This is a genomic window from Rhodopseudomonas sp. BAL398 (assembly GCF_033001325.1).
Classification (GTDB): domain Bacteria; phylum Pseudomonadota; class Alphaproteobacteria; order Rhizobiales; family Xanthobacteraceae; genus JARJEH01.
The window spans coordinates 5,144,900-5,162,364 of record NZ_CP133111.1 but is presented as its reverse complement, the minus strand read 5'-3'; the positions used below and the strand labels follow the sequence as shown (position 1 = coordinate 5,162,364).

Here is a 17,465-nt window from a genome sequence, read left to right as displayed (position 1 = left end):
GATTATTCTGCGGGTTGCGCGACGGCCGCGGCCGGCCTGCGCTCGACGTCGTAAAGCAGCCCGCCGCGCCGCGTGTAGACCGCCCAGGTCACCACGATGCAGATCAGGTAGAAGGCGAGGAAGCCGTACAGCGCCATCTGCGGCCCGCCGGTCGCGGCGATCGAACTGCCATAGGCTTTCGGGATGAAGAAGGCGCCGAACGCCGCGATCGCCGAGGTGAATCCGGTGATCGCCGCCGATTCCTTCTCCGCCTCGCGGGTACGCTCGGCGGGGTCGAGATTCGGCATCAGCCGCGCGACTTCCTTCCGCATGATCGCCGGGATCATCTGGAAGGTGGAGGCGTTGCCGACGCCGGTGGCGAAGAACAGCAGCAGGAACATCGAGAAGAAGCCCCAGAACGCATAGGGCTGGTCCTTGACGCCGAGGAAGTACAGCACCCCGATGACGCCGACCGACATCAGAATGAAGACGTAGAACGTCACCCGCGCGCCGCCGAGCCGATCCGCGATCCATCCGGTCGCCGAGCGCGACAGCGCGCCGACCAACGGGCCGAGGAAGATGAACGGCAGCGCGTCGACCGCCGGGAACTGGGTCTTCGCCAGCAGCGGGAATCCCGCCGAGTAGCCGATGAACGATCCGAACGTTCCGGTGTAGAGCACGCACATGATCCAGTTGTGCTTGCGCTGGAAGATCACCGCCTGTTCGGAGAACGAGGCCTTCGCCGAAGCGATGTCGTTCATGCCGAACCACGCCGCGAATGCCGACACCGCGATGAACGGCACCCAGATGAAGCCGGCGTTCTGCAGCCACATCGGCGCCGCCTTGGCGCCGGCGCCGACCGCCACCGGATCGCCGCCCATCCAGCCGAACACCCCGACGGTGATCACGATCGGGACCAGGAACTGGACGACGCTGACGCCGAGATTGCCGAGCCCGGCATTGAGCGCCAGCGCGTTGCCCTTCTCCGATTTCGGAAAGAAGAACGAGATGTTGGCCATCGATGACGCGAAGTTTCCGCCGCCAAGGCCGCACAGCAGCGCCAGGATCAGGAACACCGCATAGGGCGTCTCCGGCGTTTGCACTGCGTAGCCGATGCCGATCGCCGGAATCATCAGCGACCAGGTCGCCAACGTGGTCCACAGCCGGCCGCCGAAGATCGGCACCATGAACGAGTAGAAGATCCGCAGCAGGGCTCCGGAAATTCCCGGCAGGGCAGCCAGCCAGAACAATTCGTCGGTGGTGAACTTGAAGCCGACCGAGGGCAGCTTGGCGACCACGACCGACCACACCTGCCACACCGCGAACGACAGCAGCAGCGCCGGAATCGAGATCCAGAGATTGCGCTGGGCGATGGCGCGGCCGCTGCTCTCCCAGAACTTTTTGTCCTCGGGGCGCCAGTCACTCAGCATCGCACCGGAGAGCGCACCGGCATGCTTGGTGCCGTGGATCGGTTGCATTTCAGGCAGCTGCGGCAGCGCCCGTAGCGCGCCGGCAGTGGCGTTGCGCTCCATATGGCGGATCGAGAAATGCATCCAGAGCAGCGAGCCCAACACCAGGCCGAACAGCAGCATGAAGCAGCTGGTCCATAGGCCGGTGAGGTCGTTGAGGATGCCGAAGGCGATCGGCAGCACGAAGCCGCCGAGACCGCCGATCATGCCGACCAGTCCGCCGACGGCGCCAACATTATTGGGGTAATACAGCGGAATGTGCTTGTACACCGCCGCCTTGCCGAGCGCCATGAAGAAGCCCAGCACAAAAATGGTCACTGTGAAGGAGACCACGCCCATCTCGAGGTGGAAGGCGACCGGCTCCTTGATGCCGTGCACGACGTAGTCGACCGGCGGATAGGACAGGATGAAGGTGCAGGCGACGCCGACCAGGAAGGTCCAGTACATAACGGTCCGGGCGCCGTAGCGATCCGAGAGATGGCCGCCATAGGCACGGAATACGCTGGCCGGAAGCGAGAACATCGCCGCCGTCATGCCGGCGGTCTTGATGTCCACGCCGTAGACGTTCATCAGATATTGCGGCAGCCACAGCGACAGCGCGACGAACGCGCCGAATACGTAGAAGTAATACAGCGAGAAGCGCCAGACCTGAATGTTCTTCAGCGCTGAAAACTCCAGCCACGCGCTTTTCGCCGGCGCGCCGGTGCGGCGACGCTCGGCGACGACCGGATCGTCGGCGGTGACGAACCAGAACACCACGGCGCCAACGGCAAGGACCGCAGCCCAGATCTGCGCGACACCCTGCCAGCCATAGGCGATCAGCACGAAGGGGGCGACGAATTTGGTGACTGCGGCGCCCACATTGCCTGCGCCGAAAATGCCCAGCGCGAGGCCCTGCTTGCCCTGCTCATACCAGCGCGAGACATAGGCGATGCCGACCGCGAAGGAGCCGCCGGCGATGCCGACGCCGAGCGCGGCGACCAGCGTCTGGGTATAGGTGTGCGCGTAGGTGAGCAGGAAGGTCGCCAGCGCGCCGGCGAGCATCACCACCGGAAAAATCCGGCGTCCGCCATACTGGTCGGTCCAGATCCCAAGTGCCAGCCGCACTAGTGAACCGGTGAGAATCGGGGTGCCGACCAACAGGCCGAACTGGGTTTCAGAGAGCGAGAGCTCCTGTTTGATCTGGATGCCGATGATCGAGAAGATCGTCCATACGGCGAAGCAAAGCGTAAATCCAATCGTCGAGGCCCAAAGCGCACGGCTCCGTGGGCCTGCGTCCGCATCCGAGACAGTTGTCATGAATTGATCCCCTACCAAGCAGACAGCCAGAACAAAGGCGTCCGTTAGGGGACAGATCGGATGTTTCGACTTGTGATCCTTGCGCCAGATCAAGCTCTTTTACTGGCAGAGTGGAATCTTGCACCGACTTGCCGGTCATCAATACTCCGATTGACTTAATTCTTGTCGCATATGAATTTTCGTTTCGTTCCCAATTGACTTTTATCAAGAAGCAATCACCTTCCTCAGCTTCAGATGGGAAGTCCCAGTGCCAATATCCGACTACGAACCGATCAGGTCGTTGCCGTTGTTCAGCGGCATGGCCCAGCCGAATTTCACAAAACTGATGCAAGCGAGTTTCCTGCAGCGGTTTCCTGCCCAGCTCGTGATCATCAGGGAGGGCGATTCGTCCGACTTCCTGCATGTCGTGATCGAGGGCTCGATCGATTTCTTCGCGGTGCACGCCGGCAGAGAGACCAGCCTGTGGATCGCGCAGCCTTACGCGACCTTCATTCTGGCTGCGGTGATCCGCGACCAGGTCTACCTGCACTCGGCGCGAACGCTGGAGATCTCGCGAATTCTGATGATCCCCGCCAAGGCGGTGCACGAGGCATTTGACAACGACCCGGCGTTCGCCCATGCGACGGTTCTGGAGCTTGCCGCGCGCTATCGCGACGTGGTGAGGGACCTCAAGAACATCAAGCTGCGGCCCAGCCTGGAGCGGCTGGCGAACTGGCTGCTGCGGAGAAACATCAGCGCCGGCGGTCAGGGCCGGTTCGAGATTCCCTTCGACAAGCGAACCCTGGCGTCACATCTGGGAATGACGCCTGAAAATCTGTCGCGCAACTTCGCGTCGCTGCAAGCCTATGGCGTCGAGATCAATTCGCGCGATATCACGCTGAACGATATCGCATCGCTAACGCGCCTGGCGAAACCCAATCGACTGATCGACGACCCCGAGTCTTGACGCAGCGACTGCTAGCATCATTGAAGGCCACCGCGTTTAGCTAGGAAGGTGGTCGTCGACAAATTCCAGCGACCAGCGGGCATTCGGATGGGCGTCGACCAGGATCGGCGCCCTTGTGCCGACGCGCGGCGGCGGGCCCGGCGCTTGCGCACGCCGAGTCCTTCCTCCCGATACAGCCAGTAGATTCAGTTCAGCCCGGACGCTCGCCCTGCCGGCGCAGCAGCACGAACAGCCGCCGATAGCCGAAGCGCCGGCGGCCGTTGGCGAGTGGTCATCATCGATCAACGCAAAGCAGATCAATTTCGAGAAAGATGGAGAACTGCACGTTTCGTCGCGCCGGAATCGCATTCAAATCAGATGAGCCAAACTCTGCTGAGCGCCGCCAAATGACAAATGCTCCGCGACGCGTGTCTATTGGAGCATTTCGTTGTCGGGTCGACTTGGGGTCGACCTTCTAGGGAAGCCCCTTCCTAGGGAAGCCCCTTCCGACAATTTTACTAACCTATTGAAATGACTGGCTGGGGCGGGAGGATTCGAACCTCCGCATGGGGGAATCAAAATCCCCTGCCTTACCACTTGGCGACGCCCCAATTGACCTGTTGCGGAAAGCGGCGGGACGATAGCCCAAGCGAATTCCCTCTGGCAACGTCGGTCTATAGAGACAGCCGCGTGATTTCAACCGCCTAACGCGGCTCCTCCGGATTCGGCATTTTCAGCAGCGGGCGGTTGAGAGCCGGCGGATTTCGTGGGAATAGGGCTGTCACCTCATTCAGCCGGGACCCCGCCATGACCTACCGCGCTCCGATCGACGACATTCTGCTCGCCCTCAATCATGGCGCCGGCCTGCGTTCGGCGCTGGCCGCCGGCCATTATGGCGACTTTGACAGCGAGATTACCGCTCAGGTGCTGGAAGAAGCCGGCCGCTTCGCCGGCGATGTGCTGGCGCCGCTGAACCGGGTCGGCGACCAGAACGGCATCAAGCTCGAAGGCGGCAAGGTCACCACCGCGCCCGGCTGGCCCGACGCCTATCGGCGCTGGACCGAAGCCGGCTGGAACGCGGTGTCGGGCCCCGAAGATTTCGGCGGCCAGGGCCTGCCGCTGGCGATCAACGCCGCCTGCACCGAGATCTGGAGCGCGTCCAACGCCGCCTTCGGGCTGTGCCCGCTGCTGACCTTGAGCGCGATCGAAGCGCTGGATGCCCATGGTAGCGACGCGCTGAAGAAGATCTATCTGGAGAAGCTGGTGTCCGGCGAATGGACCGGAACCATGCTGCTGACCGAGCCGCAGGCCGGCTCCGACGTCGGCGCCTTGCGCAGCCGCGCCGAGCGCAAGGACGACGGCAGCTATCGTCTGCACGGCACCAAGATCTTCATCACCTATGGCGACCACGACATGACCGACAACATCGTGCATTTCGTGCTGACGCGATTGCCCGATGCGCCGCCCGGCACCAAGGGGTTGTCGCTGTTCCTGGTTCCGAAATTCCTGGTCAATGACGATGGCTCGCTCGGCGAGCATAACGACATCTATCCCAGCGGCATCGAGCACAAGCTCGGCATGCACGCTGCGCCGACCTGCACCATGACGATGGGCGACCACGGCGGCGCCGTCGGTTATCTGATCGGCGAGGAAAATCGCGGCATGCTGTGCATGTTCACGATGATGAACCAGGCCCGGCTCGGCGTCGGCCTCGAAGGCGTCGGCATCGCCGATCGCGCCTATCAGGAAGCGCTGGCCTTCGCGCAGGAGCGCAAGCAGGGCCGCGCGGTCGGCGCCAAGGCCGACCAGCCCGACGCCATCATCGTGCACCCCGACGTCAAGCGGACGTTGATGCAGATGCGCGCGCTGACCGCCGCCGCCCGAACCATCTGCTATTCCACCGCGGTCGCGCTCGATATCGCGGCCCGCGCCACCGATCCCGAGGTGAAGGCCGCGGCCGCCGCGCGCGGCGCGCTGCTGACGCCGATCGCCAAGGCGTTCTCCACCGACATCGGCAACGAGGTCGCCTCGCTCGGCGTCCAGGTTCATGGCGGCATGGGCTTCATCGAGGAAACCGGCGCCGCACAGCACATGCGCGACGTCCGCATCACCTCGATCTATGAGGGCACCAACGGCATCCAGGCGATCGATCTGGTAACCCGCAAGCTCGGCGTCAATGGCGGCGCCTCGGTGTGGGCGCTGCTCGACGAATTGTCCGCCATCGTCAGGGAGGTCGAAAGCTCGAACGACCCCGCCTTCGGCACCACCGGCGCCAAGCTGCGCGACGCGCTGGCGGCGCTGGAGCGCGCCAGCAAGTGGCTGCTGGAGCGCCTGAGCGCGGCGCCGAACGAGGCGCTGGCCGGCGCGACCCCGTATCTGCGGCTGTTCGGATCGACGCTCGGCGGCTGCGTGCTGGCGGCCGAGGCGCTGGCGGCACGCGAGGCCGATGGCGGCGAGCGCTATGTGACGCTGGCGCGGTTCTTCGCCGAGAACATCGCCGTGCAGGCGAGCGCCCTGGAACGCACCGTGATCGACAGCGCCGATGCGGTGATCGCCGCGGACGCGGTTTTGCTGGCCTAGATCCTGCGGCAAAGTCGCGGCAAACTTCAGGCCGCCTGCCGCAAGATGGTCGGTCGAAAAATTGAACAAAAACCCGCCATCAGCGCGGGACAAACGGGGGGACGATGTCCTTGCATGTGACGATCACCGACGAGGACGGCGCGCGCGTCATCGCGCTGCGGCGGCCGGAGAAGAAGAACGCGCTGACCCAGGAGATGTACCGGGCGATCAGCGAGGCGATCGACGCCGCGCAGCACGACGCGGCGATCCGCTGCCTGGTCATCACCGGCAGCGCCGGCGTGTTCACCTCCGGCAACGACCTTGATGATTTCCTCAAGGCCGGCACCGACACCAGCGGCGCGCCGCGCGCCTCCAACGCCACCAAACTGCTCTATGCGCTGGCGCACAACACCAAGCCGCTGATCGCCGCGGTCGACGGGCTGGCGATCGGGATCGGCACCACTTTGCTGTTTCACTGCGACTACGTGCTGGCCTCGAGCAACGCGAGTTTCTCGACGCCTTTCATCCAGCTCGGCCTGGTGCCGGAAGGCGCTTCAAGCATGTTGGCGCCGCGCGCGATGGGGCTGCACCGCGCCTTTGCGATGCTGGTGATGGGCCGCAAGCTGAACGCCGAGCAGGCTTGCTCGGCCGGCTTCGTCAATGAGGTGGTGGCGCCCGATCAGCTTGAGGCCACGGCGATCAAGGTGGCGCAGGAGATCTGCGCGCTGCCGGCCGAAGCGGTGGCGATCTCGCGCAAGCTGCTGCGGCCCTCGACCGAGGAACTGACGGCACGGATCGATCAGGAGACCAAGCTGTTCAGCGCGCGGATGACCTCGAGCGAAGCGGTGGCGGCGTTCACGCGGTTCTTCCAAAGGAAGAAGGCATAGCCGGGCGTCCGATCAACAGCGCGCCGGCATCGAGGATGTGACGCGATGCGGATTCTGTTGATCGAAGACGATGCCATGATCGGAGCCGGGCTGTGCAAGGCCCTGGCCGCCGAGGGCATGTCGGTCGATTGGGTCCGCGGCGGCGAAGATGCCGACGCGGCGTTGCGCGATGCCGGCTATGCGCTGGTGCTGCTCGATCTCGGCCTGCCGCAGATCGGCGGCCTCGACCTGCTCAGCACCGCGCGCGCCCGCGGCGTCGACGCCCCGGTGCTGATCATCACCGCGCGGGACGGACTCGACGACCGCGTCGCCGGGCTCGACCTCGGCGCCGATGATTATCTCGTCAAGCCGTTCGAGCTGCGCGAATTGCTGGCGCGAATGCGGGCGCTGATCCGGCGCAGGCTGGGGGCTGCGTCATCGCGGGTGGTGGCGGGCGCGATCGAGCTCGATACCGAGACCCACGAATTGACCCATGGCGGCGTCGCCGAGATTCTGCCGGCGCGGGAATACGCCCTGATGCATGCGCTGATGCAGCGGCCGGGTCGGATTCTGTCGCGCGCGCAGATCGAGGAGCGGATCTATGGCTGGGGCGAAGAGGTCGAAAGCAATGCCGTCGACGCGCTGATCCATTCGATCCGGCGCAAATTCGGCAAGGGAATCATCCTCAATGTCCGCGGCGCCGGCTGGATGGTGCCGAAATCATGACGACGATCTCGCTGCGCCGCACCGCCTTGCTGTGGATGACGATCCTGCTGGCGATCGTCGGCCTGGTCACCACCATCATCGCCTATCGTTTCGCCTATTTGGAAGCCGCGGATTTTCTCGACGGCGAGCTGCGCCAGATTGCGCTCAACGCCGGGCCCAGGATGCACGCCGCCGACGCGCCGGGTCCATCCGATCAGGACCCCGAAGACCAGTTCGCGATCGGCATCTGGGACGCCGACGGCCGGCTGCTGCACGCCTCGCCGCCGGACATCCAAATCCCGCGTCAGGACCAGGCCGGCTACGCCGATGTCCGCGCCGGTGGCGAGCTGTGGCGGGTCTACACCACGCGCAACGCCTTGCGCACCGTCCAGGTCGCGCAACGCGACACGGTGCGCCAGGAGATCGCGCAGGGCACGGCGCTGGGCGCCGCGGCGCCGATCATCATCGTGATTCCGCTGTCCTGGCTGGTGGTCGGCTGGGCGATGAACCGGCTGTTTCGCCGACTGAACGCGCTGGCCGACGATCTGGCGCAACGCAGCGTGGCGGCGGCCGCGCCGATCCCGCCACAAGGGCTCCCGACCGAAGTCATCCCGCTGGTGCGCGGCATGAACGCCCTGATCGCCCGGCTGCAAGACGCGATCGCCGCCCAGCGCCGCTTCGTGGCGGACGCCGCCCATGAACTACGGACGCCGCTTGCCGCGATCCAGATCCAGCTCGACAACCTCGCGACGACCGCACCGGAAACAGCGAGCGAGACCCGGTCGGCACTCGATGACGGCGTCAAGCGCGCCGGTCGGCTGGTCGGCCAATTGTTGAGCCTGGCCCGCCTCGACGAGGCCGCCACCGCATCGGCCGAGGCGATCGACCTGGCGGCGCTGGTGCTGGATTGCGCCGGCGATCATGTGGCGCTCGCCGAGGCCAAGGGCGTGGATCTCGGAATCGCGATCGCCGCTTCGGTGACGATCGTCGCCCCCGCCGCCGAGCTGCGCACGCTGCTCGACGTGGTGATCGACAATGCGGTGCGCTACACGCCGGCGGGCGGCACTATCGACGTGACGCTGGACCGCCGCGACACGGCTTGCATCGTCGCCATCCAGGATTCCGGAACCGGCCTGCCACCCGGCGCCGAGGCGCGCATCTTCGATCGGTTCTATCGCGCCGCTCCGGCCGGGATCGAGGGCACCGGCCTGGGTCTCGCGATCGCGCGCCGGATCGCCGACCGCAACGGCTTCGGCCTCACCGTCGCAAACCGCGCCGACGGCGGCTCGGGCGTCCTCGCCCAGGTGACGATTCCGGATCCGCCCTCGCCCGCCGCGTCGCATCCAAGCTGACGCCACCGGGCTCATTCTCTGCTCATTCTGCCGTTGCACCGTCTCACCGTCGCCGACACCGCATCGTTCGGATCGGTGCCGGCCAACACGGAAGGAGACAGCAATGAGAACCACAGCCATCAACCCCATCGGCGCGCTCGGCGCCGCCATGATCGTGCTCGCGCTGGGCGGATGGGCCCAGGCCTATAGCGGTGAGAGGCTCGCCGGCGACGCCAAGGTCGGGATCGCGCAGGCCCGCGCCATCGCGCTCAAGGCGCATCCCGGCAAGATCACCGACGAGGAGCTGGAACGCGAGCCGGGCGGCAGCGGCCTGCGCTATTCATTCGATATCGCCAATGGTCAGGTCACGCAGGAAGTCGGCGTCGACGCCGCATCCGGCAGGGTGCTCGAGAACAAGGCCGAAGGGGCTGACTGAGGCCCGACGACGCGTTGTTCGTCATTGCGAGGAGCGAAGCGACGACGCAATCCAGAGTCTCACGAGACGTCTGAGCGTGGCGCCCCTGGATTGCTTCGCTGTCGGACGGCGCTGCGCGCCGGCCTCGGCTCGCAATGACGACGTGTCTCGATTTTCAACGCCTCAATTGCTCGAACTCTGACGACAGCCGCACGCGGCCGCCGCGTCGGTCGGGCGGGCTTACACGCGACAAGGGAGGATCATCCATGACCCCGACACAGCAAACCGCCTTGAGCAAAGTCCCGGAGGTCACACTCGGCTTCTGGATCATCAAGATTCTCGCCACCACACTCGGCGAGACCGGCGGCGATGCCGTCACGATGTCGATGCATCTGGGCTATGCGATCGGCACGCTGATTTTTCTCGCCGTCTTCGTCGTCGCGGTGATCGCCCAGATTCGCGCCGCCGCGTTTCACCCGACGATCTATTGGCTGACCATCGTGGCCACCACCACGGTCGGAACAACCGCGGCCGACCTCGCCGACCGCTCGCTCGGCATCGGCTATGCGGGCGGCACCACATTGCTGGTGGTGGCGCTTGCCGCATCGCTGGAGATCTGGCGCTGGTCCGAGGGCACGGTGTCGGTGCAGAGCGTGTCGACGCCGCGGGTCGAGGCCTTCTACTGGGTGACCATCCTGTTCTCGCAAACGCTCGGAACCGCGCTCGGCGACTGGATGGCCGACAGCAACGGGCTGGGCTTCGGCGGCGGCGCGCTGGTGTTCGGCGCGGCACTGGCGGTGGTCGCCGCGCTGTATTTCTTCACCAGCACCTCGCGCGTCGCGCTGTTCTGGGCCGCCTTCATCCTGACCCGGCCGCTGGGCGCCACCGTCGGTGATCTGCTCGACAAGCCGCATGCGCTGGGCGGGCTGGCGCTCAGCCGCTACTACGCATCGGCCGTGCTGGTCGCGGCGATTGCCGCGCTGATCCTGTTGATCCCACAGCGGGCCGAGCTGCGTCCCAGGTTACCGGAGTAAGCGAGCCGCACATCGGCTTCGGCCGGAGCGCGATATGATCACGGAACCCGGACCGCGGCGATTGCCCGGTCCGGCGGATTTCTGTTAACATCGGACTTTCAGCCGGCGCGGCCGGCATGTCGATGTCGTCGTGAGAGTCTGACCGAAAAGAAACCACTGAAATCAAGCTCGATGATGCGTCATTGCGAGCCGAGACCGGCGCGTAGCGCCGTCCGAATGCGAAGCAATCCAGGGCAAGCAAGGACTGGATTGCTTCGTCGCAAGGGCTCCTCGCAATGACGACCTTGACGCCTTGATTCTATTGATCGCTTTTTGAATCAGACTCTGAGGCAATTCACCTCTGTGAACGGGGGCTATTGCGTGACGCAACGTTTCGCCAATCCGGCGGTGCTGGCGCAGCATGCCAGGACCCTCGTGCAATCCGTCGCAATCGATTTCAATCGCCGGCGCGGACGCGCTTTCGCGCCGCTCGGCGGCCGGGTGCTGAACATCGAAACCTCGAGCATCTGCAATCTCGATTGCTGCTTCTGCGCCTATCCGAAAAAGACCAGCCCGAAAGTGACGATGAGCAACGCGCTGTTCGGCGACATCGTGCGCCAGGCACTCGATATCGGCTTTGCGGAGTTTCACCTGACGCCCTGCACCGGCGACGTGTTCATGGACCGCCGCGTCTTCGACAAGCTGGATTTTCTCGACGCCGAGCCGGGCGTCGCGGGCTATTCGTTCTTCACCAATTTCACCGTTCCGGATGCCGAGGCCATCGCCCGGCTGATGCGGCTGCGCAAGCTGTCGTCGATTCATATCAGCATCTACGGTCACGACCGCGACAGCTTCCGAGCGATCACCCGATCGACCGATAAAGTGTATCGCCGGCTGCTGAGTAATCTCGACACACTCTATGGCCTGATGAGCGAAAAACGCTTCGCGCTCGAATTCAGCATCAAGTCGACCCGGGCGGCGTCGCGGGATCCGACTACGGACCTGATGGCCAGCCTCGCGCGATTCCGGCGCGCCGGCATCAAGATCCGACCGGCGAGCGCGCTGTACAACAATTGGGGTGGCATGGTCACGCCGCAGGATCTGCGCGGCCTCGACATGGAGCTCAAGGGCGCGGAGGCGGTCTACAAGGCCGGCGCCTGCACCCTGCTGTTCGACCAGGTCCAGGTGATGGCCACCGGCATCGTCAATGGCTGCGCCTGCCGCGACGCCGAAGCGACACTGCGGATCGGCGACCTGCAGCAGCAGACGCTGCGCGACATCCTGTCGACGAGGAACGACACCTATATGGCGCTGATCGACGAGCAGCAGCGCGGCGAATTCCGGCCGGTGTGCCGCAGCTGCGACTTCTACAAGAGCATCTACAAGCCGGTGGTCGGCCGCCGGCGGCGGGAGCGTGGCTCGCTCGGCCATTTCAAGGCCGCGCTCGATGGGCGCGCGGAGTCAGAGTCGGGCGCGGCCGCGAGCCGCGGTGCGATGGCGCGAGATTCCGGGTTCGCTCGCAGCGGGGCTGCTCGCGCCCCGGAATGACGTGGCGCAGGTTCGAGCCGGCGCGGCTGCGGCGCTCGCCGAAGCTGCGCCGGGTCAGGCGGCCCGCACCGTATCGAGGAACTTGCCGATCTCGGTCTTCATGAGATTGCTGTTGCGGGACAGCGATTGCGCCGAAGACAGCACCTGCGAGGAGGCCGAGCCGGTATCGCTGGCGCCGCGCTGGACGTCGGTGATGTTGGCGCTGACCTGTTCGGTGCCGAGCGCGGCCTGTTGCACGTTGCGGGAAATTTCCTGGGTCGCGGCGCCCTGCTCCTCGACGGCCGACGCGATGGTCGAGGAGATTTCCGACATCCGGCCGATGGTGTCGCCGATCTCCTTGATGGCGGCCACAGAGCCCTGGGTCGCCGCCTGGATGCCGGTGATCTGCTGACCGATTTCGTCGGTTGCCTTCGCGGTCTGTTCGGCCAGGGCCTTGACCTCGGACGCCACCACCGCGAAGCCGCGGCCGGCGTCGCCGGCCCGCGCCGCCTCGATCGTCGCGTTCAGCGCCAGCAAATTGGTCTGCCCCGCGATGGTGTTGATCAGTTCGACGACATCGCCGATCCGCGCGGCCGAGTTTGACAATTCGGCGACGAGGTCGTTGGTCCTGCGCGCCTGATCCACCGCCTCATGGGCGATCCGCGAGGATTCCTGGACCTGGCGGCTGATCTCGTTGACCGACGAGCTCATCTGTTCGGTGGCGGAGGCCACCGATTGCACATTGGTGGAGGCTTCTTCGGATGCCGCGGCGACCGCGGTCGATAATTCCTGCGCCCGCTCCGCCGTCGACGACAGCATGCCGGCCGAGGCCTCGAGCTCGGCCGCCGAGGACGACACCGTCTCGATGATCGCGCCGACCGCGCTTTCGAACTCGCCGGCCAGACGCTGCATCCCGGCCTTGCGCTGGGATTCCGAGCGCCGCTCGGAGGCACTGATCTCTTCGCGGCTGGAGCGCACGATGGCCTGCAACGTCATCAGATTGCGCAGCGCCGCACCGGCTTCGTCGTCACGGTCCACCACGATGCGGTTGGCAAGCTTGCCCTGGGCGATATTGGTCATCGCGCCATTGAGACGGTCGAGCGGCCCGATGATCGCCCGGATGGTTTGCCAGCCGAGCCATCCACCCATGAGCAGACCCGCGGCAATCATCGCCGCGATGAGGAATCGCGCGTTGGCGACCTGCGTTTCCAGCATCCCGACAATGCCCACCGCCAACAGGAATAAGCCGAGGCAGGCGACCAGGGTGACCAATCGCGCGCGTAGCGAACCGTTGAAGACAGCCAGAACATCCAGCGGCGATTTGCGCCGGATGATGCCAGCATCGATCCGGTAGTCGTGGGATTGCTTGCTACGCAGCAGCGCATAGACCTTTTCGGCTTCGGCGCGCTGGTCGGCGGCCAGCTTGGTGCGGATCGACGTATAGCCGGTGATCGCGCCGTTTTCGACGATCGGCGATGCGGTCGCCAGCACCCAGTAGAAGTCGCCGTTCTTGCGACGGTTCTTCACCGCGCCGACCCACGGCTTGCCGGCCTGCAGCGTCTCCCACAGATTCGCGAAGGCCTCCGGCGGCATATCCGGATGGCGGATCATATTGTGCGGCTGGCCCATCAGCTCCGCTTCGGTGAAGCCGGCGGCGTCGACGAACTGGCCATTGAAATAGGTCATCCGGCCCTTCAAATCGGTCCGCGAAACGATCAACGTATCATCGTCGATCGGATATTCGACGGTCGTGACTGGAAGGTTGGTGCGCACGGCGAGCCTCCATGGGCTTTGCTAGCGATGCAAGCAAAGCGATGCCCCCGCAGGAGGGCTGATCGCGGCAGAATTCCACGATCAACCTAAAGGCCCGATTAATTCGATAATGGGTAGAATTACTGGGTACTTATGCCGTTTCGCACATGATCGCGGCGGCGGGGCCGATCGCGGCCGCCTCGCTGCTACTTCTTCGTCGGCGCGAAGTTCTGATTGCTGAACGGCTGCGCGCTCGGCCGCTGGATCGCGATGAAGCCACGCTCGATCGACTGATGGCAGGAATTGCAGCCGGCGGTCAGCTGATCAAACGCCGCCGCGAATTTGGTCGCGTCCTTGGCCTTGATCGCATCGGACAGCGCATCCAGCGGCGCCCCCATGGTGGTGACGTCGGTGACCGGCAGGTCCTGATAGAACCGGGCGGCGTCCTCCAGCCGGCCCCTGATCTGCATCGCCTCGAATGTCGCCAGCTCCCAATTGCGGTTCTTGCCGGCGAACCACAGCTTGATGTGGCGCGCCTGGATCGCCTCCATGATATCGGCCAGGCGCGGGCCGTCGAAAGTCGCCGCCGAGCGATCGGGCTGTTGGGCGATGGCGACCGGGATTGACGCCATGATGGCCAGCGACAGCGCCACGAACGATGGAATTTTCATCTCAAATCCTTGCATCTCACCGCCGGTGCAAACCGGCGCGGCAGCTTGGGCGGCTGCTCTGGTTTGGCAGATCATGTTTCTAGTGGATCGCGCGCCCGGACGCCACGGCCGTTCGGCCCTTGCGCTTCCGCCGCGAAGCAGGTTTGGATTCCCCGCGCTGCCCCACCAAATTTGTCGCGGACCGCGACCAGGATCCGAATCATGAATCGCTACGCTGTAATCGCCGCCATGCTGCTGGCCGGCATGACCTCTCCGACCATTGCCGAGACGGCCAAGCCGGTGGAGCTGCGGATTCTGGCGATCAACGATTTCCACGGCTATCTGCGGCCGTCGCCTGGCGGTATCACGATCCAGGATCCGGCCGATCCGGCCAAGAAAACCGTGATTCCGGCGGGCGGCGCCGAATATATGGCGACGCTGGTGAAACAGCTGCGCGCCGGCCACGCCAATTCGATCTTCGTCGCCGCCGGCGACCTGATCGGCGCCAGCCCGTTTCTGTCGGCGATGTTTCACGACGAGCCGACCATCGAATCGCTGTCGCTGATGGGGCTGGACCTCGCCGCGGTCGGCAATCACGAATTCGACGAGGGCAAGACCGAATTGCTGCGCATGCAGCATGGCGGCTGTCACCCGACCGACAATTGCCGCGGCCCGCACCCGTTTCTCGGCGCCCGCTTCAAATATCTCGCCGCCTCCACGGTCGACAGCGCGACCGGCAAGACGCTGTTTCCGCCTTACGAGATCCGCACTTTCAACGGTATTCCGGTCGGCTTCATCGGGCTGACCCTGAAAGCCACGCCCAATATGGTGTCGCCGCCCGGTGTCGCCGGGCTGGAATTCCGCGACGAGGCCGAGACCGTCAACACACAAGTTGCCGAGCTGAAGACGCTCGGCGTCAAGGCCATCGTGGTGCTGATCCATGAGGGCGGCTGGCCGACCGGCGGTATCAACGAATGCCCGGGAATTTCCGGCCCGATCGTCGACATCGTCAAGAAATTCGACAAGGCCGTCGACGTCGTCATCAGCGGTCACACCCACCGCGCCTATAGCTGCCAGATCGACGGCCGGCTGGTCACCTCGGGCGACAAATACGGCACGCTCGTCACCGCGATCGATCTTCGGCTCGATCCGCATAGCCGCGACGTGATCAGCGCCAAGGCCGACAATGTCATCGTCCGCACCAAGACCCTGGCCAAGGATCCGCAGCAGACCGCGCTGATCGACAGCTATGACCAGCTGGCCGGGCCGATCGCCGCGCAACCGGCGGGCTCGGTCTCCGCGACACTGGTGCGGCTGCCGAACGAGGCCGGCGAAAGCCCGCTCGGTGATATCATCGCCGACGCTCAGCTCGCCGCCACGGCGGCGGAAGCCGATGGCGGCGCGGTGATCGCCTTCACCAATCCGGGCGGCGTGCGCGCCGATATCACCAAGCGCGCCGACGGCACGGTGAGCTATGGCGACGTGTTCGCGGCGCAGCCGTTCCGCAATCAGCTGGTGACGCTGACTTTGACCGGCGCCCAGATCAAGGCCGCGCTCGAACAGCAATGGAGCGACCCGCAGCGGCCGCGGATGCTGCAGGTGTCTGGCCATTTCAGCTATGCGTGGGACAATGCCGGCCAGCCCGGCGCGCGCGTCCCGGCCGATAAGATCACCCTGAACGGTGCGCCGCTCGATCCGACCGGTCATTATCGCGTTACCGTGAACGCCTTCCTGGCGGCCGGTGGCGACGGCTTCACCACCTTCAAGGACGGCAGCGAACCGCGTATCGGGGTCTATGACGTCGATGCGCTGTTCAATTTCTTGAAGGCCGGCAGTCCGGTCTCGCCGCCGCCGTCGACCCGCATCCTGCGACTGAACTAGGCATTCGCGCGCCCAAGTCCTAAGCTGCCCTTTCGCAATGGCTGGCGAGCCTTTACATTATACGTTTGTCGCAACCGCGTATTGAGGGACCGGACAGCCCGCATGACAACCCAATACCTGACACACCCGGCGTGCCTCGAACATCATACGCCCGAGGGCCATCCAGAGCGCGCCGAGCGGCTGCGTGCGGTCAATCAGGCTCTGAACGAGGACCGCTTCAACGCGCTGGAGCGCCTTGAATCGCCGCTCGGGGCACTTGAAGATATCGCGCTGTGTCACAGCGATCATCACATCGTCGAGATGCGGCACATGTCGCCGAGCTCCGGGATCGTCTATCTGGATGGTGACACCTCTATGTCGCCAGGCACCTTCGAGGCCGCGTTGCGCGGCGTCGGCGGCTCGGTCGCGGCGACCGACGCGGTAATGACCGGCCGCGCCAGCAATGCGTTCGTCGCTACTCGGCCGCCCGGCCATCATGCCGAGATCAGCAAGCCGATGGGATTCTGCTTTTTCGACAATGCGGCGATCGCGGCGCGCTACGCCCAACGCAAATACGGCATCGAACGCGCCGCGGTGGTGGATTTCGACGTCCATCACGGCAATGGGACACAGGAAATCTTCTGGGGCGACAAGACCGTGATGTATTGTTCGACTCACCAGATGCCGCTGTTTCCCGGCACCGGCGCAGTCGGCGAACGCGGCGAGCACGACAACATCGTCAACGCGCCGATGGCCTCGGAAGATGGCAGTGCCAAATTCCGCTCCGCCTTCGACAATCTGATCCTGCCGCAGCTGACCAAATTCGCGCCCGAACTGATCATCATCTCGGCCGGGTTCGACGCCCATTACCGTGACCCGCTGGCCAGCCTCAATCTGCACGCCGAGGATTTCGGCTGGGTCACCCGCAAGCTGATGGACGTCGCCGACGTCAGCGCCGGCGGCCGCATTGTCTCGGTGCTCGAGGGCGGCTATGACTTGAAGGGGCTGCAGGAATCGGTCGCCGCCCATGTCGCCGCGCTGATGGGCGTGTGAGCGTCCGCCGCCATCCACCCAATTGTCGCCGTCACCATCGCCCGATCAGCGGCGCATTGCAG

13 protein-coding genes, 1 tRNA gene and 1 pseudogene are annotated in these 17,465 nt (G+C 64.9%); 10 read left to right on the top strand and 5 right to left on the bottom strand.

Going from position 1 to position 17,465, the window contains the following annotated elements:
* Window positions 1-2: 2 nt before the first annotated feature.
* On the bottom strand, window positions 3-2,747 hold the full coding sequence (locus RBJ75_RS24275) for a nitrate/nitrite transporter (protein WP_044405556.1): 2,745 nt from the start codon (window positions 2,745-2,747) through the stop codon (window positions 3-5).
* Between the two features lie 247 nt (window positions 2,748-2,994).
* Here RBJ75_RS24275 and RBJ75_RS24270 point away from each other — a divergent pair, with 247 nt between their 5' ends.
* Window positions 2,995-3,693 carry a helix-turn-helix domain-containing protein gene (locus tag RBJ75_RS24270; protein WP_080900849.1) on the top strand — a complete coding sequence of 233 codons (699 nt, stop codon included), beginning with the start codon at window positions 2,995-2,997 and terminating at the stop codon, window positions 3,691-3,693.
* A 51-nt stretch (window positions 3,694-3,744) separates the two neighbouring features.
* Here the strand turns inward: RBJ75_RS24270 and RBJ75_RS24265 are convergent.
* Window positions 3,745-3,961 (bottom strand): annotated as a pseudogene (locus tag RBJ75_RS24265) (IS3 family transposase); the annotation flags it as partial.
* 247 nt (window positions 3,962-4,208) lie between these two features.
* Window positions 4,209-4,283, bottom strand: a tRNA-Gln gene (locus RBJ75_RS24260).
* Between the two features lie 196 nt (window positions 4,284-4,479).
* Between RBJ75_RS24260 and RBJ75_RS24255 the strand changes: the two genes are divergently transcribed.
* From RBJ75_RS24255 to RBJ75_RS24225, 7 genes are all read left to right on the top strand, one after another.
* Window positions 4,480-6,252: an acyl-CoA dehydrogenase gene (locus RBJ75_RS24255; RefSeq protein ID WP_044405554.1), complete on the top strand. Its 1,773-nt coding sequence runs from the start codon at window positions 4,480-4,482 to the stop codon at window positions 6,250-6,252.
* Window positions 6,253-6,356: 104 nt separating this feature from the next.
* On the top strand, window positions 6,357-7,118 hold the full coding sequence (locus RBJ75_RS24250) for a crotonase/enoyl-CoA hydratase family protein (protein ID WP_044405552.1): 762 nt from the start codon (window positions 6,357-6,359) through the stop codon (window positions 7,116-7,118).
* 45 nt (window positions 7,119-7,163) lie between these two features.
* Entirely contained in the window at window positions 7,164-7,823 is a 660-nt protein-coding gene (locus RBJ75_RS24245; protein WP_044405550.1) for a response regulator, read from the top strand.
* Entirely contained in the window at window positions 7,820-9,154 is a 1,335-nt protein-coding gene (locus RBJ75_RS24240) for an ATP-binding protein (protein WP_044405548.1), read from the top strand. Before RBJ75_RS24245 ends, RBJ75_RS24240 begins: the two co-directional genes overlap by 4 nt.
* Window positions 9,155-9,257: 103 nt before the next feature.
* On the top strand, window positions 9,258-9,569 hold the full coding sequence (locus tag RBJ75_RS24235) for a PepSY domain-containing protein (RefSeq protein WP_044405546.1): 312 nt from the start codon (window positions 9,258-9,260) through the stop codon (window positions 9,567-9,569).
* Between the two features lie 245 nt (window positions 9,570-9,814).
* Window positions 9,815-10,582, top strand: a complete 768-nt coding sequence (locus tag RBJ75_RS24230; RefSeq protein ID WP_044417518.1) for a membrane protein — start codon at window positions 9,815-9,817, stop codon at window positions 10,580-10,582.
* Window positions 10,583-10,942: 360 nt separating this feature from the next.
* On the top strand, window positions 10,943-12,109 hold the full coding sequence (locus tag RBJ75_RS24225) for a radical SAM/SPASM domain-containing protein (RefSeq protein WP_276156842.1): 1,167 nt from the start codon (window positions 10,943-10,945) through the stop codon (window positions 12,107-12,109).
* Between the two features lie 54 nt (window positions 12,110-12,163).
* On the opposite strand, the gene RBJ75_RS24220 is transcribed toward RBJ75_RS24225, so the two are convergent.
* Complete coding sequence (locus tag RBJ75_RS24220; RefSeq protein WP_044412969.1) at window positions 12,164-13,861, bottom strand: methyl-accepting chemotaxis protein; 1,698 nt, start codon at window positions 13,859-13,861, stop codon at window positions 12,164-12,166.
* 185 nt (window positions 13,862-14,046) lie between these two features.
* A complete protein-coding gene (locus RBJ75_RS24215; RefSeq protein ID WP_234707433.1) occupies window positions 14,047-14,511 on the bottom strand; it encodes a hypothetical protein in 465 nt (154 codons plus the stop codon).
* A gap of 201 nt (window positions 14,512-14,712) precedes the next feature.
* Between RBJ75_RS24215 and RBJ75_RS24210 the strand changes: the two genes are divergently transcribed.
* Window positions 14,713-16,371 carry a bifunctional metallophosphatase/5'-nucleotidase gene (locus RBJ75_RS24210; protein ID WP_044412963.1) on the top strand — a complete coding sequence of 553 codons (1,659 nt, stop codon included), beginning with the start codon at window positions 14,713-14,715 and terminating at the stop codon, window positions 16,369-16,371.
* A gap of 102 nt (window positions 16,372-16,473) precedes the next feature.
* A complete protein-coding gene (locus RBJ75_RS24205) occupies window positions 16,474-17,403 on the top strand; it encodes a histone deacetylase family protein (protein ID WP_044412961.1) in 930 nt (309 codons plus the stop codon).
* The last annotated feature ends 62 nt before the right edge of the window (window positions 17,404-17,465 follow it).

What these genes read in the sequence shown, in the direction of transcription:
- RBJ75_RS24275 (WP_044405556.1), bottom strand. Translation starts at nt 2,747, where the DNA reads ATGACAACTGTCTCGGATGCGGACGCAGGCCCACGGAGCCGTGCGCTT.
- RBJ75_RS24255 (WP_044405554.1), top strand. Translation starts at nt 4,480, where the DNA reads ATGACCTACCGCGCTCCGATCGACGACATTCTGCTCGCCCTCAATCAT.
- RBJ75_RS24250 (WP_044405552.1), top strand. Translation starts at nt 6,357, where the DNA reads ATGTCCTTGCATGTGACGATCACCGACGAGGACGGCGCGCGCGTCATC.
- RBJ75_RS24245 (WP_044405550.1), top strand. Translation starts at nt 7,164, where the DNA reads ATGCGGATTCTGTTGATCGAAGACGATGCCATGATCGGAGCCGGGCTG.
- RBJ75_RS24240 (WP_044405548.1), top strand. Translation starts at nt 7,820, where the DNA reads ATGACGACGATCTCGCTGCGCCGCACCGCCTTGCTGTGGATGACGATC.
- RBJ75_RS24235 (WP_044405546.1), top strand. Translation starts at nt 9,258, where the DNA reads ATGAGAACCACAGCCATCAACCCCATCGGCGCGCTCGGCGCCGCCATG.
- RBJ75_RS24230 (WP_044417518.1), top strand. Translation starts at nt 9,815, where the DNA reads ATGACCCCGACACAGCAAACCGCCTTGAGCAAAGTCCCGGAGGTCACA.
- RBJ75_RS24215 (WP_234707433.1), bottom strand. Translation starts at nt 14,511, where the DNA reads ATGAAAATTCCATCGTTCGTGGCGCTGTCGCTGGCCATCATGGCGTCA.
- RBJ75_RS24210 (WP_044412963.1), top strand. Translation starts at nt 14,713, where the DNA reads ATGAATCGCTACGCTGTAATCGCCGCCATGCTGCTGGCCGGCATGACC.
- RBJ75_RS24205 (WP_044412961.1), top strand. Translation starts at nt 16,474, where the DNA reads ATGACAACCCAATACCTGACACACCCGGCGTGCCTCGAACATCATACG.